Here is a 26,475-nt window from a genome sequence, read left to right on the forward strand (position 1 = left end):
AGGAAAAGGGTTTTGGCGCTTGTCCGTGCTGCGCTGGAAGCTATAAAAACAGTAGCTTCCGACGCGGGCTTCACGCGCTGGCCAGCAGCGCTTCCGGCGCGTCCTGCAATTCATCGGTGACCACGTCGAAGCGGTTCAGCTGGTGCCAGCCAAACACCATGGCGATCGGCACATCGGTCGCGTCGCGGCCGTGCGCCATCACCACGCGGCCGATGCGGCGCGCGTTGTGGCGCGCGTCGAAGGTGTGCCACGCGCCGCCCAGGTACACCTCGAACCACGCCGAAAAATCCATCGGGCACGGCACCGGCGGCACGCCGATGTCGCCCAGGTAGCCGGTGACGTAGCGCGCCGGAATATTCATGCAGCGGCACAGCGTGACGGCCAGGTGCGCGTAGTCGCGGCACACGCCCACGCCTTCCTGCCAGCCCTGCAGTGCGGTGCGGTTGGCGCGCGCCTGCAGGTAGTCGAAGCGGATGTGCTGGTGCGTGTAGTCGCAGATGGCCTGCACGCGCGCCCAGCCTTCGGGCGTGGCGCCAAACTGGTTCCACGCGAAGCCCATCAGTTCGCTGTCCACCTCGCAATAGCGGCTGGGCAGCAGAAAACGGAACACGTCCAGCGGCAGCTCGTGCAGCGGGTGCTGGCGCGCGTCGGGCACCACGGGGTCGGGCACGCCGGGGTCGGCCACCACGGCGTGGTTGGTGAAGCGCACGCTGCCCACGCCGGCCGGCACGTCGACGCGCACGATGGTGTTGTCGAACACGTCCTGGTAGGTGGTGAAGGGCAGCGCGGGCTCGACCGCGAACTGCTCCGGCGCCTGCAGATCGTGCGCCCGCGAAGGGTGCACGTGCAGCGCGCCCAGCACGGTGGTGGGCGCGTTCACCGCCATTTCGATGTCATAGCCGATCTTGATCAACATACAAAGCCTTTCGCACGATGGCCATGGCAAACGGTGGAAGAAAAAAGCCGGGCGGCCCGCGGCCGCCTGTGATTGATTGGGCCCGCCGCGCAGGCAGATGTATGCAAGACAAATGCCACCACCTGCGTCGGTGCGGGCGCGGACACGGACTTGCCCACGGGCGCGGCAAGCCTTTGCTACACTAGGCCGCATGTGTTCTTCCCGCAATGTCATTTCACCGCTGGGCGCCGCCGCCCAGGGGGCGTGGCCTTGGCGTAAGCCAGCACGTTGACTTGTGAGCCGCGCCCGCAACGGGCGCACCAGGGGCATCCGGCCGACGACGGGTGCCGCATCAGGAAGACCGCAGCCCCCGCGCCGCATCCCGCTGAGAGACCCCGGCGTGCGCGAGCTGCCGCAGCATGGAAGCCCACTTCGCCATGATCACGGAACTCGAATTCAAGAGCCTGTCCGCCCAAGGCTACAACCGCATCCCCTTGATGGCCGAGGCGTTTGCCGACCTCGAAACGCCGCTGTCGCTGTACCTCAAACTGGCCGCTGGCGCAGGCGGGACGGGCGGCGGGCGCTATAGTTTTTTACTGGAATCGGTGATTGGCGGCGAGCGCTTTGGCCGCTACAGCTTCATCGGTCTGCCGGCGCGCACGGTGTTGCGAGCGAGCGGTTTTGGCGCCGATGCGCGCACCGAAGTGGTGACGGACGGGAAGGTGGTCGAAACGGCCCAAGGCAACCCGCTCGACTTCATCGCCGATTACCAAAAGCGCTTCAAGGTCGCGCTGCGGCCCGGCCTGCCGCGCTTTTGTGGCGGCCTGGCCGGCTATTTCGGCTACGACACCGTGCGCCACATCGAGAAAAAGCTGGAGAAATCCTGCCCGCCCGATCCGCTGGGCCTGCCCGACATTTTGCTGATGCACAGCGAAGAGGTGGCGGTGATCGACAACTTGTCGGGCAAGCTCTACCTTATCGTCTACGCCGACCCGGCGCAGCCCGAGGCTTACAGCAACGCCAAGAAGCGCCTGAAAACCCTGCGCGAGCAGCTGCGCTATTCGGTCAGCGTGCCGCAGGTGCGGGCCACGCAGGGCTTTCCGGCCGAGCGCGAATTTGCCAAGGCCGACTACCTGAAGGCGGTGGAGCGCGCCAAGGAACTGATCGCCGCCGGCGACTTCATGCAGGTGCAGGTGGGCCAGCGCATCAAGAAGCGCTTTACCGAATCGCCGCTTAGCCTGTACCGCGCGCTGCGCTCGCTGAACCCGTCGCCGTACATGATTTACTACGACTTCGGCGACTTCCAGGTTGTCAGCGCCAGCCCCGAAATCCTGGTGCGGCAAGAAAGCACGCCCGAAGGCGAGAAAGTCACCATCCGCCCCCTGGCCGGCACCCGCCCACGCGGCGCCACGCCCGAGCTGGACAAGGCGACCGAAACCGAGCTGGTGAACGACCCCAAGGAGCGCGCCGAGCACGTCATGCTGATCGACCTGGCGCGCAACGACATTGGCCGCATCGCCAAGACCGGCAGCGTGAAGGTGACCGAAGCCTTTGCCGTAGAGCGCTACAGCCACGTGATGCACATCGTCAGCAACGTCGAGGGCATCCTGAAAGACGGCATGAGCAACATGGACGTGCTGAAAGCCACCTTCCCCGCCGGCACGCTGACCGGCGCGCCCAAGGTGCACGCGATGGAGTTGATCGATCAGCTGGAGCCGACCAAGCGCGGCATCTATGGCGGGGCCTGCGGTTATCTCAGCTACGCCGGCGACATGGACGTGGCGATTGCCATCCGCACCGCCATCGTCAAGGACCAGACTTTGCACGTGCAGGCGGCGGCGGGGGTGGTGGCAGATTCGGTGCCCGAGATGGAGTGGAAAGAGACCGAGCACAAGGCGCGGGCCATCTTGCGGGCGAGCGAGTTGGTCGAGGAAGGGCTGGAGTGATGGACGAGTCTTTTTTGAACGCAGAGGGCGCAAAGGACTCGCAAAAATCGCTAAAACGGGAAGATGGAATTTCTCACGCAGTGATTGGTGCGGCGGTTGAGGTACAGCGCGTGCTCGGGACGGGACTTCTGGAGAGCGCCTATGCCGCTGCGTTGGCGGTCGAGTTGCGCGAGCGCGGTCTGTCGTTTGAACGAGAGGTGCCCGTGCCCGCGAGCTACAAGGGGCAAATGCTGGGCGTTGCTTTTCGTGCTGATTTCTTGGTCGAGCGTTGTGTGTTGCTGGAGCTGAAAGCCGTCGAGTTGCTGACTGAACTGCACCGGGCGCAATTGCTGTCTTATTTGCGCGTATCGGATTTGCGCTTGGGATTGCTCATCAACTTTCACACTTTTCCTGTCGTCAAAGGCGTCAAGCGCGTGGTGAATCAGCTATGAAAAACTTCTGCGTCTTTTGCGAAGCTTTTGCGCCTTTTGCGTTCAAAGATTTTCCGGAGTTCAAGGCATGAAGCTCCTCATGATCGACAACTACGACAGCTTCACCTACAACATCGTGCAGTACTTCGGTGAACTGGGCGCGGACGTGACCGTGCTGCGCAACGACGAGGTGACGCTGGAAGAGCTCGACGCCATGTTCACGCGCGGCGAGTTCGACCGCCTGTGCATCAGCCCGGGCCCGTGTTCGCCCAACGAGGCCGGCGTGTCGGTCGCCGCCATCCGCCATTTCGCCGGCAAGCTGCCCATCCTTGGCGTGTGCCTCGGCCACCAGGCCATCGGCGCGGCGTTTGGCGGCAATATCGTGCGCGCCAAGGTGCAGATGCACGGCAAGACCAGCGTCATCACGACCACGCAGCAGGGCGTATTTGCCCACTTGCCCGCGCAGTTCACCGTCAACCGTTACCACTCGTTGGTCATCGAGAAGGACAGCTGCCCGCCAGAATTGGAAATCACCGCCACCAGCGACGACGACGGCGAAATCCAGGGCGTGCGCCACACTGGCTTTGCCCACGACGTGCGCATCGAAGGCGTGCAGTTCCACCCGGAGAGCATCCTGACGGAGCATGGGCACGCGATGCTGGCGAACTTTCTGCGCTGAACGGCCATGCCCGACGCCCACCACCTGCTGCTGTTCATCGCTGCCGGCGTGTTGCTCAATCTCACGCCCGGACCGGATGTGATGTTCATCGTTGCCAACGCCGTGCGCGCGGGCGCGCGGGCAGGCGTGGCGGCGGCGCTGGGGATTGCGGCCGGCTGTCTGGTGCACGTGGCCGCGGCGGCACTGGGTGTGTCGGCGCTGCTGGCGGCCAGCAGTGCGGCGTTTGGCGTGCTGAAGTGGGCGGGCGCGATTTATCTGGTGTGGGTGGGCGTGCAGATGCTGCGCTCGGCATTGCGCCATGATGCTTCAATAAACATAGCTGCTCGCGCTGATAAGGTAAGCGCTGGCGGCCGATTTGATGCTCAAACGCCGCTGGCCGCCGTGTTCCGCCGCGGCTTTCTGACCAACGTGCTCAACCCCAAGGTGGCGCTGTTCTTCTTGGCCTTTGTGCCGCAGTTCATCGCGCCCGGCACCGCGCGGCCGGCGTGGGTGTTTCTGGCGCTGGGGCTGCTGTTCACCGTCAACGGCCTGCTGGTGTGCGTTGGCTGGGCGCTGGCGGCGGCCTGGGCGGCGCGGCGCGCGGGAGCGCTGCAACGCGCGACACGTTGGCTGGACGGCGTGGCGGGCGGGCTGTTCGTCGTCTTCGGGGTCAAGCTGGCATTGACCGACGCGCCAGGCGCGCGCTGAACAAACCATCCAACGATTTGATTGCAAGGATTCCCACCATGACCATCACCGCCCAGGAAGCGCTGCAGCGCACCATCGAACACCGCGAGATCTTTCACGACGAAATGCTGCACCTGATGCGGATGATCATGCAGGGCGAGCTGTCGCCGCTGATGATCGCCGCCATCACCACCGGCCTGCGCGTCAAGAAGGAGACCATTGGCGAGATCACCGCCGCCGCGCAGGTGATGCGCGAGCTGTCGACCAAGGTGCACGTGGCCGACCGCACGCATCTGGTGGACGTGGTGGGCACGGGCGGCGATGGCTCGCACACCTTCAACATCAGCACCTGCAGCATGTTCGTGGCCGCCGCCGCCGGCGCGCGCGTGGCCAAGCACGGTGGGCGCAGCGTGTCGTCCAAGTCGGGCAGCGCGGATGTGATCGAGGCGCTGGGCATTGCGCTGAACCTGTCGCCGGATCAGATCGCGCAGAGCATCGCCGAAACGGGCGTGGGCTTCATGTTCGCGCCCAACCACCACCCGGCCATGAAGAACGTGGCGCCGGTGCGCAAGGAGATGGGCGTCAAGACCTTCTTCAACATCCTGGGGCCGCTGACCAACCCCGCAGGCGCGCCCAACATCGTGATGGGCGTGTTCCACCCCGACCTGGTGGGCATCCAGGTGCGCGCGCTGCAACGGCTGGGCGCCGAGCACGCCGTGGTCGTCTACGGCCGCGACGGCATGGACGAGGTCAGCCTGGGCGCCGCGACGATGGTCGGCGAATTGAAAGACGGCCAGATCAGCGAATACGACATCCACCCCGAGGATTTCGGCATGCCCATGATGAGCAACCGCGCCATCAAGGTTGAGACGCCCGAGCAGTCGCTGGCCATGCTGCGTGGCGTGCTGGCGGGCCACGAAGGGCCGGCCAAGGACATCGTGGTGCTGAACGCCGGCGTGGTGCTGTACGCGGCGGGCGTGGCGCCCACCATGAAGGCCGGCATCGACCGCGCGCGCGAAGCCATCGAAAGCGGCGCGGCACAGGCCAAGCTGCAGCAGGTGCTGGCGTTCACGCAGGCGCTGGCGTCGCCCAAGGCGGCATGATGTGGCGCGACGAAGGGGTGTGGATCGCCTTGGGCGTAACGCTGATCACGCTGGTGGCGGCCTTCGTCATGCACCAAATTTTCGTCAAGATACTGAAGCAGCCGGCACCGGACCAGCGCGAGGAGCTATCAAAAAATGAGTGATATCCTGGACAAGATCGTCGCCGTCAAGCGCGAGGAAGTCGCCGCGGGGCTGAAGAAGAAGTCGCTGGCCGCCATGCGCGAAGACGCCGAAAGCCGCGTGCTGACGCGCGACTTCGAGGGCGCGCTGCGCCGCAAGATTGCCCAAGGCCAGGCGGCGGTGATCGCCGAGATCAAGAAGGCCAGCCCCAGCAAGGGCGTGATCCGCGCCGACTTCGAGCCAGCCGACATTGCGCAGAGCTACGCCGTCGGCAACACCGACGCGGGCGGCAAGGTCAGCGCGGCCTGCCTGTCGGTGCTGACGGATCGGCAGTTCTTCCAGGGCAGCATCGACTACCTGAAGCAGGCGCGCGCCAGTTGCGAACTGCCCGTGCTGCGCAAGGATTTCATGATCGACCCGTACCAGGTGTACGAGGCGCGCGCCATCGGTGCCGACTGCATCCTGCTGATCGCCGCCTGTCTGGGTGACGGGCAGATGCAGGAGCTGGAGGCGGTGGCGCGCGCGCTCGACATGGCGGTGCTGGTCGAGGTGCACGACGGGGCCGAACTGGAGCGCGCCCTGCGCCTGAAGACGCCGCTGGTCGGTATCAACAACCGCAACCTGCGCACCTTCGACGTCAGCCTGGACACCACGCTGGGGTTGATCCAGGACGTGCCGGCCGACCGCCTGTTGATCACCGAAAGCGGCATCCACACCCGCGACGACGTGCGCCGCATGCGCGACGCCGGCATCCACGCCTTCCTGGTGGGCGAGGCCTTCATGCGCGCCGAGGAGCCAGGGGATGCGTTGGCGCAGTTGTTTGCCTGATTGCTATTCAGTTGATAGCTGGATAGGCGTACTGGACAAGCGGCGGACGCAATTTCCATGACGGAGTTCTCGCCCGAAGGTGCGGGCGCCGACGCGCCTGCCCTGGCGCACTGGCCGCCCGACGTCGACGCGCTGGCCGAGGGATGGCGGGATGAATGGCGTGCCTTTCTGCACAGCGCGCCCGGCCAGCGCCTGAGTCACGCGCTGCAGTCGCAGCTGGCGGCGGGCGCGACCATTTATCCGCCGCAGCCGCTGCGCGCCCTGCAACTGACGCCTCTTGAATCGGTGCGCGTCGTCATTCTGGGCCAGGACCCATACCACGGGCCGGGTCAGGCCAACGGCCTGGCCTTTTCGGTGGCGCCCGGCCTGCGCCTGCCCCCCAGCCTGCGCAACATATACAAGGAACTGCAACGCGAATACGGCCGCGCGCCCCAGCCAGAAGGCTTGCTGGACCATTGGGCGCGCCAGGGCGTGTTGCTGCTGAACACCAGCCTGACCGTGCAGGCGGGCCAGGCGGGCAGCCATGCCCGGCTGGGCTGGCAGGCATTCACCTCCCGTGTTTTTGAGCGCCTGGTTGAAAGTGAGCGTCCGCTCACTTTCTTGCTGTGGGGCGCCCATGCGCAATCGATGCGGCCGGCCGGGGCGGCCGCCGGCCCGCACCTGTGGCTGGCGGCCAACCACCCGTCGCCCCTGTCGGCGCTGCGGCCGCCTGTGCCGTTCATCGGCTGCGGTCACTTCGGGCAGGTCGATGCCTTCGTGCGGCAGCGGGGCGAGCCGGCCATCGACTGGCTGGGCGCGGCGCCGTCAGCGGCCGGCACGGCTTGATCGGCTCGAACAATTAGTGGCATAATCCATGGTTCCCTGCCGGAGAGGTGGCCGAGTGGTTAATGGCAGCAGACTGTAAATCTGCCCTCTTACGAGTACGCTGGTTCGAATCCAGCCCTCTCCACCAGCAGGCTAGGCCGGCATGCGCGGCCGACACGATGAGCGTTCAGGATGGGCGGTTGCCTGGCGAAAGCCGGGGCATGGCTCACGCAAGGTCAAGGCGTCCTTCGGGGTGCATCTTTGCGGGAGTAGTTCAATGGTAGAACCTTAGCCTTCCAAGCTAATGACGCGGGTTCGATTCCCGTCTCCCGCTCCACTCGGTCGGTCTTGGTGTGTTGCGTCTGGCTCAGGTTTTCGCCCTTGTGGCTCAGTGGTAGAGCACTCCCTTGGTAAGGGAGAGGTCGTGGGTCCGATTCCCACCAAGGGCACCAGACATGCGGCGGCGCTTTCCGGGGCGTCGCCGCTACCGTTGTGTTGTGTTTGAGTTGATTTTTTCGGAGTCGAAGAAATGGCAAAAGAGAAATTCGAGCGGACCAAGCCGCACGTGAACGTAGGCACCATTGGTCACGTGGACCATGGCAAGACCACCCTGACGGCGGCCATTGCCACCGTGCTGGCCAAGAAGTTTGGCGGCGAAGCCAAGGGTTACGACCAGATCGACAACGCCCCGGAAGAAAAAGCCCGCGGCATCACCATCAACACCTCGCACGTCGAATACGAAACGGCCAACCGCCACTACGCCCACGTCGACTGCCCCGGCCACGCCGACTATGTGAAGAACATGATCACCGGCGCCGCCCAGATGGACGGCGCCATCCTCGTCTGCTCCGCCGCCGACGGCCCCATGCCCCAGACCCGCGAGCACATCCTGCTGTCGCGTCAGGTCGGCGTGCCCTACATCATTGTCTTCCTGAACAAGGCCGACATGGTCGACGACGCCGAACTGCTCGAACTCGTCGAAATGGAAGTGCGCGAACTCCTGTCCAAGTACGAATTCCCCGGCGACGACACCCCCATCATCAAGGGCAGCGCCAAGCTGGCCCTCGAAGGCGACGCAGGCGAGCTGGGCGAGCAGGCCATCATGAAGCTGGCCGAAGCCCTCGACACCTACATCCCCACCCCTGAGCGTGCTGTGGACGGCGCCTTCCTCATGCCCGTCGAAGACGTCTTCTCCATCTCCGGTCGCGGCACCGTCGTCACCGGCCGTATCGAGCGCGGCATCATCAAGGTCGGCGAAGAAATCGAAATCGTCGGCATCAAGGCCACGCAGAAAACCACCTGCACCGGCGTCGAAATGTTCCGCAAGCTGCTCGACCAGGGCCAGGCGGGCGACAACGTCGGCATCCTGCTGCGCGGCACCAAGCGTGAAGACGTCGAGCGCGGCCAGGTGCTGTGCAAGCCCGGCAGCATCAAGCCCCACACCGAATTCGTCGGTGAAGTCTACGTGCTGAGCAAGGACGAAGGCGGCCGCCACACCCCCTTCTTCAACAACTACCGTCCGCAGTTCTACTTCCGCACCACCGACGTGACCGGAAGCATCGAGCTGCCCAAGGACAAGGAAATGGTCATGCCTGGCGACAACGTCAGCATCACCGTCAAGCTGATCGCCCCCATCGCCATGGAAGAGGGTCTGCGCTTCGCCATTCGCGAAGGCGGCCGCACGGTGGGCGCGGGCGTGGTGGCCAAGATCATCGCGTAAGGGTTCGTGTAGGGGTATAGCTCAATTGGCAGAGCGTCGGTCTCCAAAACCGAAGGTTGTAGGTTCGATTCCTACTGCCCCTGCCACTTGAAAGTGGCGCTCCGAAGCCCGCCAAGCACTTGGCGGGCTTGTGTGTCTGATGGATGGCTGTTCGATTCGTGCTCTTTGTGCGCGTCGGGCGCCTCGAGAAACTGAAATCTGGCCAACATGGCAAGCACTCCAATTGAGACCGTGAGTACCGGCGCCGACAAGGCGCGGCTGGCAGCGGCTGCCCTGCTGGTGGTCGGCGCGCTGGCGGCGTTCTACTTGCTGCGCAGCCAGGGTGCTGTCGCGCAGTGGGGTGGCCTGATCGCCGGGCTGGTGCTGGCGGTGGTGGTGTTCTTCACCTCCGACTCCGGCAAGCGCCTGATCGCGTTTGGCCGCGACTCCGGTCGTGAAATCAAGAAAGTCGTCTGGCCAACCCGCAAGGAAACGCTGCAGACGACCGCCTTCGTGTTCGCTTTCGCCGTCGTGATGGCGTTGTTCCTGTGGTTGACCGACAAGACCCTGGAGTGGGCGCTGTATGACCTGATCCTGGGCTGGAGACGCTGATGAACGACGTGGTGGACAAGGTCGAGCCGTCGACCAACCCGGACCTGAAGTGGTATGTCGTTCATGCCTATTCGGGCATGGAAAAGGCGGTCGAGCGCAACATCGTCGAGCGCATCAACCGCGCGGGCATGCAGTCGAAGTTCGGCCGCATCCTGGTGCCGACCGAAGAAGTGGTCGAGATGAAGAACGGCGTCCGTCGCACGACCGAGCGCAAGTTCTTCCCTGGCTACGTGCTGGTCGAAATGGTGATGGACGACGACACCTGGCATCTGGTGAAGCACACCAACAAGGTGACGGGCTTCGTCGGCGGCGCGAAGAACCGGCCCGCGCCCATCTCGGAAGACGATGTCATGAAGATCGTCAACCAGATGCAGGAAGGCACGGACAAGCCGCGCCACAAGGTGGAGTTCGAGGTGGGCGAATACATCCGCGTCAAGGAAGGCCCGTTCACCGACTTCAATGGCACCGTCGAGGAAGTCAACTACGAGAAGAGCAAGGTGCGGGTGTCCGTCACGATCTTCGGCCGCGCGACGCCGGTCGAACTGGAATTCAGCCAGGTCGAAAAGGCCTGACTATCATTTTTGTAGCTGCTGGCGCTTTCCGACTCTGCGCTGGCGGCTGTTTTCGATAAGAGTCGACAACCCCCGGGGAGTCTGGCCGACGTGCCAGGCGCATGTACCCGCAAGGAGTAAAGCATGGCGAAGAAAATCGTCGGCTTCATCAAGCTGCAAGTGCCAGCTGGTAAGGCCAACCCGTCGCCGCCCATCGGCCCTGCACTGGGTCAGCGCGGTCTGAACATCATGGAATTCTGCAAGGCGTTCAACGCCCAGACCCAGGGCATGGAGCCCGGTCTGCCGTTGCCGGTGGTGATCACCGCCTTTGCGGACAAGAGCTTCACCTTCATCATCAAGACGCCGCCTGCGGCCGTTCTGATCAAGAAGGCCATCAAGCTGGACAAGGGCTCCGCCAAGCCGGCAACCGACAAGGTCGGCAAGATCACTCGCGCCCAGCTCGAGGAAATCGCCAAGACCAAGATGAAGGACATGACGGCGGCCGATCTGGACGCCGCTGTGCGCACCATCGCCGGCTCGGCCCGTTCGATGGGCGTGACCGTGGAGGGCGTGTGACATGGCCAAGCTGACCAAGAAGCAAAAAGCCCAGCAGGGCGCTGTTGAAACCACCAAGCTGTACGCGCTGAATGAAGCGATCGAGCTGGTGAAAAAGCACGCCACCGCCAAGTTCGACGAATCGATCGACGTGGCGGTGCAACTGGGCGTGGACGCCAAGAAGTCCGACCAGGTGGTGCGTGGTGCCGTCGTGATGCCCAACGGCACCGGCAAGACCAAGCGCGTGGCCGTGTTCGCCCAAGGCGCGAAAGCCGAAGAAGCCAAGGCCGCCGGCGCCGACGTGGTCGGCATGGACGACCTGGCCGCCGAAGTGAAGGCGGGCAACATGCCCTTCGACGTGGTGATCGCCGCCCCCGACGCGATGCGTGTGGTGGGTACGCTGGGCCAGATCCTCGGCCCGCGCGGCCTGATGCCGAACCCCAAGGTCGGCACCGTGACGCCCGACGTCGCCACGGCGGTGAAGAACGCCAAGGCCGGTCAGGTGCAGTTCCGCGTCGACAAGGCCGGCATCATCCACGGCACCATCGGCCGTCGCTCGTTCGACACCGATAAGCTGCAGGGCAACCTGGCCGCGCTGATCGACGCGCTGAACAAGGCCAAGCCCGCCACCAGCAAGGGCGTGTACCTGCGCAAGGTGGCGGTGTCGAGCACGATGGGTGTGGGCGTTCGCGTCGACACGCAAACCATCACCGCTTGACGTGTAGAGGATTCGGGCGCCAGCCGATGAGGCCGGCGCCTGATGTGGTGGGCCGGATGGGCCGCAAGGCGCATCCGGGTCATCCAAGACCGTTGGCACAGGGCCTGCCCTGTTTAATTGCTCTTGATTCGAGAGCGGCCAGCGCAGATGGCGTACCCGCTGCGAAGGATTTTTCCTTGAAAGCAGTAGGTCGCTGCAAGAAGGCGCGCTGCCAGATCGAACGGCCATCCGGCCCGCATCGAACGGCGCATTTTGAAGGAGTAGACCTTGAGTCTGAATCGCAGTGAGAAAGAAGCGGTCATCAAAGAAGTGACCGGCCTCGCCGCTAAAGCTCAAACGCTCGTGATGGCGGAATACCGCGGCGTCACGGTCGCCGACATGACCAAACTGCGCAGCGATGCGCGCAGCAAGGGCGTCAGCCTGAGCGTGTTGAAGAACACGCTGGCCCGCCGTGCTGTCGCAGGCAGCAGTTTCGAAGTGGCGGTGGACCAGATGACCGGTCCGCTGATCTATGGCTTCTCCGAAGACGCAGTGGCCGCCGCCAAGGTGGTGGCCGACTTCGCGAAGACCAACGACAAGTTGGTGATTCGCGCGGGCGTCTACGGTGGCAAGTCCCTGGATGCGAACGGCGTGAAGGCACTGGCCAGCATTCCCACCAAGGAAGTGCTGCTGGCCCAGTTGTGCGGCTTGCTCATGTCGCCGATGTCCCGCACCGCCGTGGTGCTGGGCGCGCTGGCGGCCAAAAAGGGCGAAGGCGAACCGGCTGCCGCCTGAAGCGGGCGCGGCTGATACCCAACAATCTGTTTTCAAGGAAATCAAATGGCATTCGATAAAGACGCATTTCTGACCGCGCTGGACAGCATGACGGTCATGGAACTCAACGACCTGGTGAAAGCCATCGAAGAGAAGTTCGGCGTGAGCGCCGCTGCGATGGCCGCTCCGGCCGCCGGTGGTGCCGGTGCGGGCGCCGCTGCCGCGGAAGAGAAGACCGAATTCAACGTGGTGCTGACCGAAGCCGGCGCCAACAAGGTGTCGGTCATCAAGGCCGTGCGCGAAATCACCGGCCTGGGCCTGAAAGAAGCCAAGGATCTGGTGGACGGCGCGCCCAAGGCTGTCAAGGAAGGCATGCCGAAGGCCGACGCCGAGGCGGCCAAGAAGAAGCTGGAAGAAGCCGGCGCCAAGGTCGAACTCAAGTAATTCGGCCCGAGGCTACTGCGCGGGGCCATTTTGCCGCTGCGATGCTCGCCGTACCCAAGTACGGCTGTGCTTCTCGCGACAAACTGACCCCCGCTCGCTACGCCTCGAATCCGAATTACTCAGGCTGGTTTCACACCAGCCTTTTGCGCTTTCAGAGCGCACCTGAAAACCGGCTTGGGGCCGGTTTCCCGGAGGCCGAAGGCCGAGGGAAATTCCCCACGCCGGATTTCAAGTGTCTTCTGATCCCCGACTGCAGAAGACCACTTGGTTCGGGCTGCGTGCAACGCGCGGCCGTCCGCCATCGGCTGGTAGTGGCCAGTCACCAAGCATTTGTCAGGCGCCGATCCTGATGCCTAGTCGCCAGATGTCCAGGACCCTCGAGTCAACGCCCGGAGATTTCATGGCCTACACTTTTACCGAACGCAAGCGCATCCGCAAGAGCTTTGGCACGCGTGAAAGCGTGCTGCAGGTGCCGTACCTGCTGCAGATGCAGAAAGATGCGTACACGGCCTTCCTGCAAGCCGATACGCCCCCCCAAGAAACGCACGCACGAAGGCCTGCAGGCCGCGTTCGAATCGGCCTTCCCGATCGTCTCGCACAACGGTTTTGTCGAGATGAAGTTCGTCGAATACAACCTGGCCAAGCCGGCGTTCGACGTGCGCGAGTGCCAGACACGCGGCCTGACCTACGCGTCGGCCGTGCGCGCGCGCGTGCAGCTGATCATCTATGACCGCGAGTCCTCCACGCCGCAGTCCAAGGTGGTCAAGGAAGTGAAGGAGCAGGAGGTCTACATGGGCGAAGTGCCCCTGATGACCGACAAGGGCTCGTTCATCGTCAACGGCACCGAGCGCGTGATCGTGTCGCAGCTGCACCGCTCGCCCGGCGTGTTCTTCGAGCACGACAAGGGCAAGACCCACAGCTCGGGCAAGCTCCTGTTTTCGGCCCGCATCATTCCCTACCGCGGTTCGTGGCTCGACTTTGAATTCGACCCCAAGGACATCCTGTTCTTCCGCGTCGACCGCCGCCGCAAGATGCCGGTCACGATCCTGCTGAAGGCCATCGGCCTGACGCCCGAGACGATCCTGGCGCACTTCTTCGTCAACGACAACTTCCGCCTGATGGACAGCGGCGCGCAGATGGAATTCGTCGCCGACCGCCTCAAGGGCGAGGTGGCGCGCTTCGACATCACCGACAAGTCGGGCAAGGTCGTCGTCACCAAGGACAAGCGCATCACGGCGCGTCACACACGCGAGCTGGAGCAGTCCGGCACCACCCACATCAGCGTGCCTGAGGACTTCCTCGTCGGCCGCGTGGTGGCCAAGAGCGTGGTGGACCCCGACACCGGCGAGATCATCGCCAAGGCCAACGACGAGCTGACCGAAGCGCTGCTGAAGAAGCTGCGCGAGGCGGGTGTGCAGGACCTGCAGGTCATCTATACCAACGAGCTCGACCAGGGCGCCTACATTTCGCAGACGCTGCGCGCCGACGAAACGGCCGACGAGTTCGCCGCCCGCGTGGCCATCTACCGCATGATGCGCCCCGGCGAGCCGCCGACCGAGGACGCGGTGCAGGCCCTGTTCCAGCGCCTGTTCTACAACCCCGACACCTACGACCTGTCGCGCGTCGGCCGCATGAAGTTCAACGCCAAGGTGGGCCGCGAGGAATCAACTGGCCCCATGGTGCTCACCAACGAGGACATCCTCGACGTGGTGAAGATTCTGGTCGAACTGCGCAACGGCCGTGGCGAGGTGGACGACATCGACCACCTGGGCAACCGCCGCGTGCGCTGCGTGGGTGAACTGGCCGAAAACCAGTACCGCACCGGTCTGGCGCGCATCGAGAAGGCCGTGAAGGAGCGTCTGGGCCAGGCCGAACAAGAGCCGCTGATGCCGCACGACCTCATCAACAGCAAGCCGATCTCGGCCGCGCTGAAGGAGTTCTTCGGCGCGTCGCAGCTGTCGCAGTTCATGGACCAGACCAACCCGCTGGCCGAGATCACGCACAAGCGCCGCGTCTCGGCCCTGGGCCCGGGCGGTCTGACGCGCGAGCGCGCCGGCTTCGAGGTGCGCGACGTGCACGTCACGCACTACGGCCGCGTGTGCCCGATCGAGACGCCGGAAGGCCCGAACATCGGCCTCATCAACTCGCTGGCGCTGTATGCGCGCCTGAACGAATACGGCTTCATCGAGACACCGTACCGTCGCGTGGTCGACGGCAAGGTGACGATGGAAATCGACTACCTGTCGGCCATCGAGGAAGGCAAGTACGTCATCGCCCAGGCCAACGCGGCGCTCGACAAGGACGGCCGCCTGACGGGCGACCTGGTGTCGGCGCGCGAGAAGGGCGAATCGATCCTGGTCGGCGCCGAGCGCATCCAGTACATGGACGTGTCGCCGGCACAGATCGTGTCGGTGGCGGCATCGCTGGTGCCGTTCCTCGAGCACGACGACGCCAACCGCGCGCTGATGGGCGCCAACATGTCGCGCCAGGCCGTGCCCGTGCTGCGGCCTGAAAAGCCGCTGGTCGGCACCGGTATCGAGCGCGTGGCCGCCATCGACTCGGGGACCGTGGTCACCGCCAAGCGCGGCGGTGTGGTCGATTACGTCGACGCCACCCGCATCGTGATCCGCGTCAACGACGACGAGGCAGTGGCCGGTGAAGTGGGCGTGGACATCTACAACCTCATCAAGTACCAGCGCAGCAACCAGAACACCAACATCCACCAGCGTCCCATCGTCAAGCGCGGCGACAAGCTGGAAAAGGGCGACGTGATCGCCGACGGCGCGTCGACCGACCTGGGCGAGATCGCCATCGGCCAGAACATGCTGATCGCCTTCATGCCCTGGAACGGCTACAACTTCGAGGACTCGATCCTGATCTCCGAGAAAGTCGTGGCCGACGACCGCTACACCAGCATCCACATCGAGGAACTGGTGGTGATGGCCCGCGACACCAAGCTGGGTGCCGAGGAAATCACGCGCGACATCCCCAACCTGTCCGAGCAGCAACTCAACCGCCTGGACGATTCCGGCATCATCTACGTCGGTGCCGAAGTCATGCCCGGCGACACGCTGGTGGGCAAGGTCACGCCCAAGGGCGAGACCACGCTGACGCCGGAAGAAAAGCTGCTGCGCGCCATCTTCGGCGAGAAGGCCAGCGACGTGAAGGACACCTCGCTGCGCGTTGACCAGGGCTCGCAAGGCACCGTGATCGACGTGCAGGTGTTCACGCGCGAAGGCATTCAGCGCGACAAGCGCGCCCAGCAGATCATCGACGACGAGCTGAAGCGCTACCGCCTGGACCTGAACGACCAGCTGCGCATCGTCGAGGCCGACGCCTTCGACCGTATCGAGAAGCTGCTGAACGGCAAGACCGCCAACGGCGGCCCGAACCGCATCGCCAAGGGCACCAAGATCGACAAGGCCTACCTGGCTTCGGTCGACAAGTACCACTGGTTCGACATCCGCCCGGCCGAGGACGAGGTCGCCGCGCAACTCGAAAGCATCAAGGCTTCCATCGAGCAGCAGCGCCACAGCTTCGACCTGGCGTTTGAAGAAAAGCGCAAAAAGCTCACCCAAGGCGACGAACTGCCCGCCGGCGTGCTGAAGATGGTCAAGGTCTACCTGGCCGTCAAGCGCCGCCTCCAGCCGGGCGACAAGATGGCCGGCCGTCACGGCAACAAGGGCGTGGTGTCCAAGATCGTTCCGGTCGAGGACATGCCCTACATGGCCGACGGCACCCCTGCCGACATCGTGCTGAACCCGCTGGGCGTGCCTTCGCGCATGAACGTGGGCCAGGTGCTCGAGGTTCACCTGGGCTGGGCCGGCAAGGGTATCGGCCAGCGCATCAACGAGATGCTGCAGGGCGAACAGCGTGTGGCCAGGCTGCGCAAGTACCTGGAAGAGCTCTACAACAGCACCGGCCGCAAGGAAGAGCTGGCCAAGCTGACCGACGAACAGGTACTGGAGATGTGCGGCAACCTGGCCAGCGGCATGCCGTTTGCCACGCCGGTGTTCGACGGTGCCGACGAGCAGGAAATCCGCGCCATGCTCAAGCAGGCCTACCCCGACGAGGTGGCCAAGGCGAAGGGCCTGACGGACACGCGCACCCAGGCGTGGCTGTACGACGGCCGCACCGGCGACGCCTTCGAGCGCCCGACGACCATCGGCTACATGCACTTCCTGAAGCTGCACCACCTGGTCGACGACAAGATGCACGCGCGTTCCACCGGCCCGTACTCGCTGGTCACGCAGCAGCCCCTGGGCGGCAAGGCGCAGTTCGGCGGCCAGCGTTTCGGCGAGATGGAGGTGTGGGCGCTGGAAGCCTACGGCGCCTCTTACACGCTGCAAGAGATGCTGACGGTGAAGTCCGACGACGTGCAGGGCCGCACCAAGGTCTACGAAAGCATCGTCAAGGGCGAACACTCGATCGACGCCGGCATGCCCGAGTCGTTCAACGTGCTGGTCAAGGAAATCCGCTCGCTCGGTCTCGACATCGAGCTGGAGCGCTCCTAATTCAATAGAGATTTGAAAAGGAAAGAGTCACATGAAATCGCTGCTCGACCTGTTCAAGCAATTCACGCCGGATGAGCACTTCGAGGCCATCCGCATCGGCCTGGCCTCGCCCGAGAAGATCCGTTCGTGGTCTTTCGGCGAGGTGAAGAAGCCCGAGACCATCAACTACCGAACCTTCAAGCCGGAGCGCGATGGCCTTTTCTGCGCCAAGATTTTCGGCCCGATCAAGGACTACGAGTGCCTGTGCGGCAAGTACAAGCGCCTGAAGCACCGCGGCGTCATCTGCGAGAAGTGCGGCGTTGAAGTCACGCAGACCAAGGTGCGCCGCGAGCGCATGGGCCACATCGACCTGGCCGCGCCTTGCGCGCACATCTGGTTTCTGAAGTCGCTGCCGTCGCGCCTGGGCATGGTGCTCGACATGACGTTGCGCGACATCGAGCGCGTGCTGTACTTCGAGGCCTACGTCGTCACCGACCCGGGCATGACGCCGCTGAAGAAGTTCAGCATCATGAGCGAGGACGACTACGACGCCAAGCGCAAGGAATACGGCGACGAGTTCGTCGCGCGCATGGGCGCCGAGGGCATCAAGGAGCTGCTGGAAGGCATCGACCTCGACATCGAGATCGAGCGTCTGCGCGGCGACCTGACGGGCTCTGAAGTCAAGGTCAAGAAGAATGCCAAGCGCCTGAAGGTGCTGGAGGCGTTCAAGAAGTCGGGCATCAAGCCCGAGTGGATGGTGCTGGACGTGCTGCCGGTTCTGCCGCCCGACCTGCGCCCGCTGGTGCCGCTGGACGGTGGCCGCTTTGCCACGTCGGACCTGAACGACCTGTACCGCCGCGTCATCAACCGCAACAGCCGCCTGCGCCGCCTGCTGGAACTGAAGGCGCCCGAGATCATCGCGCGCAACGAAAAGCGGATGCTGCAGGAAGCCGTGGACAGCCTGCTGGACAACGGCCGCCGCGGCAAGGCCATGACCGGCGCCAATAAGCGCGCGCTGAAGTCGCTGGCCGACATGATCAAGGGCAAGAGCGGCCGCTTCCGCCAGAACCTGCTGGGCAAGCGCGTCGACTACTCGGGCCGTTCGGTCATCACGGTGGGTCCGACGCTCAAGCTGCACCAGTGCGGCCTGCCGAAGCTGATGGCGCTGGAGCTGTTCAAGCCCTTCATCTTCGCTCGCCTGGAGGCCATGGGCATCGCCACCACCATCAAGGCGGCGAAGAAGGAAGTGGAAGCCGGCACGCCGGTGGTGTGGGACATCCTGGAAGAAGTCATCACCGAACACCCGGTGCTGCTGAACCGCGCGCCCACGCTGCACCGCCTGGGCATCCAGGCGTTCGAGCCGATCCTGATTGAGGGCAAGGCGATCCAGCTGCACCCGCTGGTCTGCGCGGCCTTCAACGCCGACTTCGACGGTGACCAGATGGCCGTGCACGTGCCGCTGTCGGTCGAAGCGCAGATGGAAGCCCGCACGCTGATGCTGGCGTCCAACAACGTGCTGTTCCCGGCGTCGGGCGAGCCTTCCATTGTGCCGTCGCAGGACGTGGTGCTGGGCCTGTACTACACCACGCGTGAGCGCATCAACGGCAAGGGCGAAGGACTGGTGTTCGCCGACGTCGGCGAAGTGCAGCGTGCGCTGGACGCTGGCGTGGTCGAGCTGACCGCCAAGATCAGCGTGCGCCTGACCGAGTGGGCCAAGGACAAGACGACGGGCGAGCTGACGCCGTCCACCAGCCTGGTCGACACGACCGTGGGCCGCGCGCTTCTGTCCGAGATCCTGCCCAAGGGCCTGCCGTTCTCGCTGATGAACAAGGCGCTGAAGAAGAAGGAAATCTCGCGCCTCATCAACGCGTCGTTCCGCAAGTGCGGCCTGAAGGAAACCGTGGTGTTTGCCGACAAGCTGCTGCAGAACGGCTTCCGCCTGGCCACGCGCGCGGGCATCTCCATCGCCATCGACGACATGCTGGTGCCGCACGAAAAGCAGGGCATCATCGAGCGCGCCGAGAAGGAAGTGAAAGAGATCGAGCAGCAGTACGTCTCGGGCCTGGTCACGGCCGGCGAACGCTACAACAAGGTGGTGGACATCTGGGGCAAGGCCGGCGACGAAGTGTCGAAGGTCATGATGGCCCAGCTGGCCAAGCAGAAAACCACCGACCGCCACGGCAAGGAAGTCGACCAGGAGTCGTTCAACTCCATCTACATGATGGCCGACTCGGGCGCTCGCGGTTCTGCCGCGCAGATTCGCCAGCTGGCCGGCATGCGCGGCCTGATGGCCAAGCCCGACGGCTCGATCATCGAGACGCCCATCACGGCCAACTTCCGTGAAGGCCTGAACGTGTTGCAGTACTTCATCTCGACGCACGGCGCCCGCAAGGGCCTGGCCGACACGGCGCTGAAGACGGCCAACTCGGGTTACCTGACGCGCCGCCTGGTCGACGTGACGCAGGACCTGGTCGTCACCGAAGACGACTGCGGCACCGCCGACGGCTCGCTGATGCGCGCCATCGTCGAGGGCGGCGAGGTCATTGAATCGCTGCGCGAACGTATCCTGGGCCGCACCGCCGCCGAGGATCTGATCAATCCGGAAACCCGCGAAGTCGTGGTTCAGGCCGGCCAGATGCTGGACGAGGACGCCATCGACGAGCTGGAAAACGCCGGCATCGACGAAGTGCGCGTGCGCACAGCGCTGACCTGCAACACCCGTTTCGGCATCTGCGCCAAGTGCTATGGCCGTGACCTGGGCCGTGGCGGCCTGGTGAACATGGGCGAGGCGGTGGGCGTGATTGCCGCCCAGTCGATTGGCGAGCCGGGCACGCAGCTGACGATGCGGACCTTCCACATCGGCGGTGCGGCGTCGCGCGCGGCGGTCGCGTCGAGCGTGGAGGCCAAGTCCAACGGCTCGATCGGCTTCAACGCCACCATGCGCTACGTTACCAACAGCCGTGGTGAACTGGTCGTGATCTCGCGTTCGGGCGAAATCACCATCCACGACGAACACGGCCGCGAGCGCGAGCGCCACAAGGTGCCCTACGGCGCCACGCTGACCGTGAAGGCCGACCAGTCCATCAAGGCCGGCACCGTGCTGGCCAACTGGGACCCGCTGACGCGCCCGATCATCACCGAGTACGCCGGTACCGTGAAGTTCGAGAACGTCGAGGAAGGCCTCACCGTGGCCAAGCAGGTCGACGAAGTCACCGGCCTGTCGACGCTGGTCGTGATCGACCCCAAGCGCCGCGGCTCGGCCAAAATCGTGCGTCCGCAGGTCAAGCTGGTCGATCCCGAAGGCAAGGAAGTCAAGATCCCTGGCACCGACCACTCGGTGACGATCGGCTTCCAGGTTGGCGCGCTGATCCAGGTGCGCGATGGCCAGGAAGTCGGCCCCGGCGAAGTGCTGGCGCGCATCCCGGTCGAAGGCCAGAAGACCCGCGACATCACGGGCGGTCTGCCGCGCGTGGCCGAGCTGTTCGAAGCCCGTTCGCCCAAGGACAAGGGCGTGCTGGCCGAGCAAACCGGCACCGTGTCGTTCGGCAAGGAGACCAAGGGCAAGATTCGCCTGCAGATCACCGACCCGGATGGCCACATCTGGGAAGAGCTGATCCCCAAGGAGAAGAACATCCTGGTGCACGAAGGCCAGGTGGTCAACAAGGGCGAAAGCATCGTCGACGGCCCGGCCGACCCGCAGGACATCCTGCGCCTGCTGGGCATGGAAGAACTCGCGCGCTACATCGTCGATGAAGTGCAGGACGTCTATCGCCTGCAGGGTGTGAAGATCAACGACAAGCACATCGAGGTTATCGTGCGCCAGATGCTGCGCCGTGTCGTGGTCGAGAACCCGGGTGATTCGGGCTACATCGCCGGTGAACAGGTCGAGCGCAGCGAGATGCTGGACACCAACGACGCCCTGCGCGCCGAGGGCAAGATGCCCGCCACCTACACCAACCTGCTGCTGGGCATCACCAAGGCGTCGCTGTCGACGGACAGCTTCATCTCGGCCGCATCGTTCCAGGAAACGACCCGCGTGCTGACCGAAGCCGCCATCATGGGCAAGCGCGACGAACTGCGCGGCCTGAAGGAAAACGTCATCGTCGGCCGCCTGATTCCCGCGGGCACCGGCCTGGCGTACCACCAGGCACGCAAGGTCAAGGACCAGATGGACGAGGCCGAGCGCCGCGCCATCGCCGAAGCCGAAGCGGCCGAGCTGGCGGAAGCCACCGGCGCCGCGGAAGCCGGCGAATCGGCCAGCGTGGACGAAGGGGCGGCTGCCGAATAAGCGGTTGCTTCATAATTAATAGCGCCCTCTCGCCGCAGGCTCTGCGCGGGGGGGCGTTTTTTCTTGGAGGTTCGATGTTGGGCTCGGCGACGCTGTGGTGGATCGTGGTCGTGGCGCTGTTGCTGTTCTGGGGCATCGGCGCCTACAACCGTCTGGTCAGGCTGCGCGCTGCGGTGAGCAAGGCCTTTGCCGCGCTGGACGAGCAACTGATGCGGCAACTGGTCTGCGTCCAGGGCTGCCTGCCCGATTCGATGAACGACGAAGCCGCTGCGGCCCCGGCGGAGCCGATGGATGCCGCCACCGCGGCGTGGGCGCGCCTGCAGTCGGCCGGCGACCAATTTGCCGTGGCGCTGGCGCAAGCGCGCAGCCAGCCGATCGACGTGCCGTGCATGGCGCGCCTGGTGATGGCGCATGAGGCGCTGCGGGCGGCGTGGGCGGGTGCACTGGCCGATGCCGTGCCAGCCGATGCCGTTCCGTCGGCAGAGCGCCTGCAAGCGCGCTGGATGCGCCTGCTGCACCAGTCCCTGCCGTTTCGCACGGCCTTCAATGAAGCCGCCCAGGCCTACAACCAGGCGGTGCAGCAGTTTCCTGCCTCGGTACTGGCCCGCTTGTTCGGCTTCAGGCCTGCCGGCACGGTGACGCGCATGGCCGAAGGGCGCTGATCACATGGCCTTGCCGAACGATGCCCCTCGCGTGCCGCTGTGGCGGCAACTGCAGGCCGTCGCGCGGCTGGTGCAGGGCGTGCGGGATGGGCGATCGCTGTCGCAGCAGCTCGACGGGGTGGAGCCAACCCTGCGCCCCGGTGCGCAGGCCCTGTCTTTCGCCGCGCTGCGCTGGTTGGGGCGGGCGCAAGCGCTGCGCAGCCTGCTGGTGCGCCGCGTGCCAGCGCCCCTGGCGGATGCGCTGCTCTGCACCAGCCTTGCGCTGGCCCAGGATGGCGCGATGTACGAGCCTTTCACGCTGGTCGACCAGACCGTGGAGGCGGCCAAGCGCGACCACGCCATGCGCGCGCATGCGGGGTTGCTCAACGCCTGCCTGCGCCGCTTTCTGCGCGAACGCGAAGCGCTGACCGGGGCGGCAATGGCCGATGCCGTGGCGCGCTGGAACCACCCGCTGTGGTGGATCGAGCGCCTGCAGCGCGATCACCCGGCCCATTGGCAGGGCATTCTGGAGGCAGCGCAGCACGCCGCGCCCATGGACCTGCGCGTCAACCCGCGGCGCACGAGCGTGGCGGACTACCTCGCCCAGCTGGAACGCGCGGGCATCGAGGCCTGTTCGATGGGCGGCATGGCCATTCGATTGCGGCAGCCCAGGCCGGTGCGCGATTTGCCGGGTTTTCTGGACGGGCTGGTGTCCGTGCAGTCCGCGGCCGCGCAGCGCGCCGCGCCGCTGCTGTTGGACAACATGAGTGAGCGCGCACCGCGCGTGCTGGATGCCTGCGCGGCGCCCGGCGGCAAGACGGCCCACCTGCTCGAACGCGTGCCCGAAGCGGCTGTCACCGCGCTGGAGATCGACGCCCATCGCGCCGCCCGCATCGGTGAGAACCTGTCCCGCCTGGGCTTGCAGGCCGATGTGCGCGTGGCGGACGCCGCCGCCGTCGAGACGTGGTGGAAAGGCGAACCTTATGACGCCATCCTGCTCGACGCACCCTGCAGCGCCTCGGGCATCGTCAGCCGCCATCCCGACGTGCGCTGGCTGCGGCGTGCATCCGACATCGCGCAGCTGGCGGCGCAGCAGGACCGGCTGCTGGCCGCACTGTGGCCGCTGCTGAAGCCGGGGGGCAACCTGCTTTACTGCACCTGCTCGGTGTTCGTCGAAGAGGGGAGAAATCGCATCCAGTCGTTTCTTGCGCACAACAGCGGTGCGGCCAGCATGCCGTCGCCGGGCCATTTATTGCCCGTGCCGGCCGAAGCACAGGCCGGCGTTGACGACAATAGGCACCGTGAAGATGGCTTTTATTACGCACTGCTGCACAAGCCCGTGGCCTAGCCGCCTGCGGTGGTGGGCCTTGCTGGCCGTACTGGCGCTGGTCGGGCTGACGGCGCGGGCCGAGAATGCCGAGCTGACCTCGCTTCGCGTCGAACGCAATGACGAAGGACTGTTCCTGACGGCGCGTGTCGGCTTCGAGCTGTCGTCGGTGGTCGAAGATGCGCTGCGCAAGGGCATTCCCATCCATTTCGTCGCTGAAGCGCAGGTGTTGCGCGAGCGCTGGTACTGGTACGACCGCGATGTCGCGTCGGCCCAGCGCTACATGCGTGTGGCCTATCAGCCGCTGACCCGGCGCTGGCGGCTCAATACCTCGTCGGAGCCCATCGTCAACGTCGGGCTGGGCGTGAGCCTGGCGCAAAACTACGACTCGCTGGAAGAGGCCATCACGGCGGTGCAGCGCATCGCCCGCTGGAAGATTGCCAGCGCCTCGGACGTCGATGGTGACGGCCGTTACACGCTGCGCTTCAGGTACCGGCTGGATGCGAGCCAGCTGCCGCGCACCCTGCAGATCGGCTCGGTCGGGCATTCGGACTGGGTGGTCTCGGTGGAGCGGCGCATCGACCTGACGCCGGAGCTGGCGCGTTGAGCATCTCCACCGAGCCAGCCGACCCGGCCATCATCGCCCGTGACGCGGCGCGCAAGCGGCGGGCCCGGTGGGCGCTGTGGGTGGCCATCGGCCTGATGGTGGGCATCGGGCTGGTGCTCATCTTCCTGCTGGCGCTGGCAACCAACAACCGCCTGCTGTACGAGCGCTACTACACACGGCTTTTTGCCGTCAACGTGGCGGTGGCGTGCCTGCTGGCGCTGGTCATCGGCTGGGGCGTTTACCGCCTGCTGGCGCGGCTGCGACGGGGCAAGTTCGGCAGCCGGCTGCTGATCAAGCTGGCGGCCATCTTCGGCTTGGTTGGCGTGCTACCGGGCTTGCTGATCTACGTGGTGTCATACCAGTTCGTCTCGCGCTCCATCGAATCCTGGTTCGACGTAAAGGTCGAGGGAGCGCTGGAGTCTGGCCTGACCCTGGCGCGCACGTCGCTGGAAACGCAGGCGCGCGACTTCGGCAACCAGTTGCGGACCGCGTCGGCGGCGCTGGCCGAAACGCCCGATTCGCTGGCCGCGTTGCCGCTGGAACAGCTGCGCACCCAACTGGGCGCCAGCGACGTCACCTTGTGGAATGCGTCGGGCCGCCTGCTGGCCAGCGCGGGCCAATCGCGCTTTCAGCTGGCGCCCGAGCGGCCCAGTGCGCAGCTGATGCGTGGCCTGCGCGCGCAGGGCGTGGCGACCCAGGTCGAGGGACTGGATGAAGTCACGGCCGACGGCAGCGCGCCCACGGCCCGCATTCGCGCGCTGGTGGTGGTCAGCGGGCGCTCGATCGGCCTGGTGGGCGAGCAGCGCTTGTTGCAGGCCGTGCAGCCCTTGTCCGCCGCGCTGGTCACCCACGCGCTGGCCGTCCAGGACGCCAACCGCGAATACCAGGAACGTGCCTTAGGCCGCGAGGGGCTGCGGCGCATGTACATCGGCACGCTCACGCTCAGCCTGTTCCTGTCGGTGTTTGGCGCGGTGCTGCTGGCCGTGGTGCTGGGCAAGCAACTGGCGACGCCGCTGCTGATGCTGGCCGATGGCGTGCGCCAGGTGGCGGCCGGCGACCTGACGCCCAAGGTCATCTTGCCAGGCAGGGACGAACTGGTGGGCCTGACGCGGTCGTTTGCCGACATGACGCAGCAACTGGCGGACGCGCGGGCCGCGGTGGATTCGAGCATGCGCGAAGTCGACGCATCGCGCGCCCACCTGCAGACGATCCTCGACAACCTGACGGCCGGCGTGGTGGTGCTGGACCGCGCGGGCAACATCCAGTCCGCCAACCCGGGTGCCACGCGCATACTGCGCGCGCCGGTGGCGGCGACCATCGGCCGGCCGCTGGGCCATCTGCCGGGCCTGGAGGCGTTCGACGACGAGGTGGCGACGCAGTTTGCCGAATTCGAGGGCGAGCGGGCCGACCATGGACTGGATCACTGGCAGAAGTCGTTCGAGCTGTATGGCCGCGCCGGCGGCGCCGTGGCGGCCGATGCGGTGACGTTGATCGCGCGCGGTGCGGCGCTGCCCGACGGCCAGCGGCTGCTGGTGTTCGACGACATCTCGGAAATCGTGTCGGCACAGCGGGCGCAGGCCTGGGGCGAAGTGGCGCGCCGGCTGGCGCATGAAATCAAGAATCCGCTGACGCCCATCCAGCTGTCGGCCGAGCGGCTGGAGCGCAAGCTGGTGGACAAGCTGTCCGACCCGGATCGCGCCATGCTCACCAAGTCGGTCAACACCATCGTCGACCAGGTCGATGCGATGAAGCGGCTCGTCAACGAGTTTCGCGACTACGCCCGCCTGCCCTCGGCGGACCTCAAGACCGTCGATCTCAACGCGCTGGTGGGCGAGGTGCTGCATCTGTACGACAGCTCGGGCGACCCGGGACACGAGTTTGCCGGTGTCCAGGTGCGCTTCGACTGCGACGAGGCCTGCCCGCCCATTCAGGGCGATGCCCAGCAACTGCGGCAAGTCATCCACAATCTGGTGCAGAACGCCATCGACGCGTCTGAAAGCCACGGCGGCGCATCTGCCCGCGCCCCAGGGGGCGAGCCGGTCGTCACGGTCAGGACGCAGTGGCTGGAAAGCTCGCAGCGCGTGCGGCTGAGCGTGATGGACAATGGCCATGGGTTTACCGACGCCATCCTCAAGCGGGCGTTCGAGCCGTACGTGACCACCAAGGTCAAGGGCACGGGCCTCGGCCTCGCCGTCGTCAAGAAAATCGCCGAAGAACATGGCGCGCGCATCGACCTATCCAACCGCATGACCGACGGGCAAATTCAAGGCGCTCAAGTGTCGTTATCATTCCAAGTGGCACCGGGCGGGGATTCCGCCGGTGCGTAGAACGAATCA

General features: G+C 65.3%; 21 protein-coding genes, 4 tRNA genes and 1 pseudogene. 25 read left to right on the forward strand and 1 reads right to left on the reverse strand.

Features of this window, described 5'->3' with window-relative positions:
• Positions 1–70 precede the first annotated feature (70 nt).
• Entirely contained in the window at positions 71–916 is an 846-nt protein-coding gene (locus R0D99_RS01800; protein ID WP_317749711.1) for a transglutaminase family protein, read from the reverse strand.
• Between the two features lie 416 nt (positions 917–1,332).
• Between R0D99_RS01800 and trpE the strand changes: the two genes are divergently transcribed.
• The 25 genes and pseudogenes from trpE to R0D99_RS01925 all read left to right on the forward strand — a co-directional run bounded on the left by trpE (position 1,333) and on the right by R0D99_RS01925 (position 26,466).
• Complete coding sequence (trpE, locus tag R0D99_RS01805) at positions 1,333–2,841, forward strand: anthranilate synthase component I (protein ID WP_317749712.1); 1,509 nt, start codon at positions 1,333–1,335, stop codon at positions 2,839–2,841.
• Positions 2,841–3,272: a GxxExxY protein gene (locus R0D99_RS01810; RefSeq protein WP_317749713.1), complete on the forward strand. Its 432-nt coding sequence runs from the start codon at positions 2,841–2,843 to the stop codon at positions 3,270–3,272. Before trpE ends, R0D99_RS01810 begins: the two co-directional genes overlap by 1 nt.
• A gap of 67 nt (positions 3,273–3,339) precedes the next feature.
• A complete protein-coding gene (locus tag R0D99_RS01815; protein WP_317749714.1) occupies positions 3,340–3,930 on the forward strand; it encodes an aminodeoxychorismate/anthranilate synthase component II in 591 nt (196 codons plus the stop codon).
• Between the two features lie 6 nt (positions 3,931–3,936).
• Positions 3,937–4,617, forward strand: a complete 681-nt coding sequence (locus tag R0D99_RS01820) for a LysE family translocator (protein ID WP_317749715.1) — start codon at positions 3,937–3,939, stop codon at positions 4,615–4,617.
• A 38-nt stretch (positions 4,618–4,655) separates the two neighbouring features.
• Positions 4,656–5,699 (forward strand): anthranilate phosphoribosyltransferase, encoded by a 1,044-nt coding sequence (trpD, locus tag R0D99_RS01825; protein ID WP_317749716.1) that lies wholly within the window; start codon positions 4,656–4,658, stop codon positions 5,697–5,699.
• A complete protein-coding gene (locus R0D99_RS01830; RefSeq protein WP_317749717.1) occupies positions 5,696–5,842 on the forward strand; it encodes a hypothetical protein in 147 nt (48 codons plus the stop codon). The genes trpD and R0D99_RS01830 overlap by 4 nt, the downstream gene beginning before the upstream one ends.
• Complete coding sequence (gene trpC / locus R0D99_RS01835) at positions 5,835–6,647, forward strand: indole-3-glycerol phosphate synthase TrpC (protein WP_317749718.1); 813 nt, start codon at positions 5,835–5,837, stop codon at positions 6,645–6,647. Before R0D99_RS01830 ends, trpC begins: the two co-directional genes overlap by 8 nt.
• Positions 6,648–6,704: 57 nt before the next feature.
• A complete protein-coding gene (locus tag R0D99_RS01840; protein WP_317749719.1) occupies positions 6,705–7,472 on the forward strand; it encodes a uracil-DNA glycosylase in 768 nt (255 codons plus the stop codon).
• 41 nt (positions 7,473–7,513) lie between these two features.
• A tRNA-Tyr gene (locus tag R0D99_RS01845) sits at positions 7,514–7,599 on the forward strand.
• A 115-nt stretch (positions 7,600–7,714) separates the two neighbouring features.
• Positions 7,715–7,788 (forward strand) — tRNA-Gly (locus R0D99_RS01850).
• Positions 7,789–7,828: 40 nt separating this feature from the next.
• Positions 7,829–7,903, forward strand: a tRNA-Thr gene (locus R0D99_RS01855).
• A gap of 77 nt (positions 7,904–7,980) precedes the next feature.
• A complete protein-coding gene (gene tuf / locus R0D99_RS01860) occupies positions 7,981–9,171 on the forward strand; it encodes an elongation factor Tu (protein ID WP_317749720.1) in 1,191 nt (396 codons plus the stop codon).
• A gap of 10 nt (positions 9,172–9,181) precedes the next feature.
• A tRNA-Trp gene (locus R0D99_RS01865) sits at positions 9,182–9,257 on the forward strand.
• Between the two features lie 121 nt (positions 9,258–9,378).
• A complete protein-coding gene (gene secE, locus R0D99_RS01870; protein ID WP_317749721.1) occupies positions 9,379–9,762 on the forward strand; it encodes a preprotein translocase subunit SecE in 384 nt (127 codons plus the stop codon).
• Positions 9,762–10,334 carry a transcription termination/antitermination protein NusG gene (nusG, locus tag R0D99_RS01875; protein WP_317749722.1) on the forward strand — a complete coding sequence of 191 codons (573 nt, stop codon included), beginning with the start codon at positions 9,762–9,764 and terminating at the stop codon, positions 10,332–10,334. The genes secE and nusG overlap by 1 nt, the downstream gene beginning before the upstream one ends.
• A gap of 123 nt (positions 10,335–10,457) precedes the next feature.
• Positions 10,458–10,889, forward strand: a complete 432-nt coding sequence (gene rplK, locus R0D99_RS01880; RefSeq protein ID WP_317749723.1) for a 50S ribosomal protein L11 — start codon at positions 10,458–10,460, stop codon at positions 10,887–10,889.
• A gap of 1 nt (position 10,890) precedes the next feature.
• A complete protein-coding gene (gene rplA, locus R0D99_RS01885; RefSeq protein ID WP_317749724.1) occupies positions 10,891–11,586 on the forward strand; it encodes a 50S ribosomal protein L1 in 696 nt (231 codons plus the stop codon).
• Positions 11,587–11,853: 267 nt separating this feature from the next.
• Entirely contained in the window at positions 11,854–12,360 is a 507-nt protein-coding gene (rplJ, locus tag R0D99_RS01890) for a 50S ribosomal protein L10 (protein WP_317749725.1), read from the forward strand.
• A gap of 45 nt (positions 12,361–12,405) precedes the next feature.
• Positions 12,406–12,783, forward strand: coding sequence for a 50S ribosomal protein L7/L12 (gene rplL, locus R0D99_RS01895; protein WP_317749726.1), 378 nt, complete (start codon positions 12,406–12,408; stop codon positions 12,781–12,783).
• 400 nt (positions 12,784–13,183) lie between these two features.
• Positions 13,184–17,297, forward strand: a pseudogene (rpoB, locus tag R0D99_RS01900) (DNA-directed RNA polymerase subunit beta).
• Positions 17,298–17,328: 31 nt separating this feature from the next.
• Positions 17,329–21,564: a DNA-directed RNA polymerase subunit beta' gene (gene rpoC, locus R0D99_RS01905; RefSeq protein WP_317749727.1), complete on the forward strand. Its 4,236-nt coding sequence runs from the start codon at positions 17,329–17,331 to the stop codon at positions 21,562–21,564.
• Positions 21,565–21,638: 74 nt separating this feature from the next.
• Positions 21,639–22,226 carry a LemA family protein gene (locus R0D99_RS01910; RefSeq protein ID WP_317749728.1) on the forward strand — a complete coding sequence of 196 codons (588 nt, stop codon included), beginning with the start codon at positions 21,639–21,641 and terminating at the stop codon, positions 22,224–22,226.
• 4 nt (positions 22,227–22,230) lie between these two features.
• Positions 22,231–23,553 (forward strand): 16S rRNA (cytosine(967)-C(5))-methyltransferase RsmB, encoded by a 1,323-nt coding sequence (gene rsmB, locus R0D99_RS01915; protein ID WP_317749729.1) that lies wholly within the window; start codon positions 22,231–22,233, stop codon positions 23,551–23,553.
• A gap of 19 nt (positions 23,554–23,572) precedes the next feature.
• Entirely contained in the window at positions 23,573–24,139 is a 567-nt protein-coding gene (locus R0D99_RS01920) for a DUF4390 domain-containing protein (protein WP_317749730.1), read from the forward strand.
• Positions 24,140–24,141: 2 nt separating this feature from the next.
• The gene (locus R0D99_RS01925; RefSeq protein WP_416366013.1) at positions 24,142–26,466 is read left to right on the forward strand and encodes an ATP-binding protein; all 2,325 of its coding nucleotides are present in this window, start codon (positions 24,142–24,144) and stop codon (positions 26,464–26,466) included.
• Positions 26,467–26,475: the final 9 nt, after the last annotated feature.

The sequence above is a fragment of the Ottowia sp. SB7-C50 genome (genome assembly GCF_033110285.1).
Taxonomy (GTDB): domain Bacteria; phylum Pseudomonadota; class Gammaproteobacteria; order Burkholderiales; family Burkholderiaceae_C; genus Ottowia.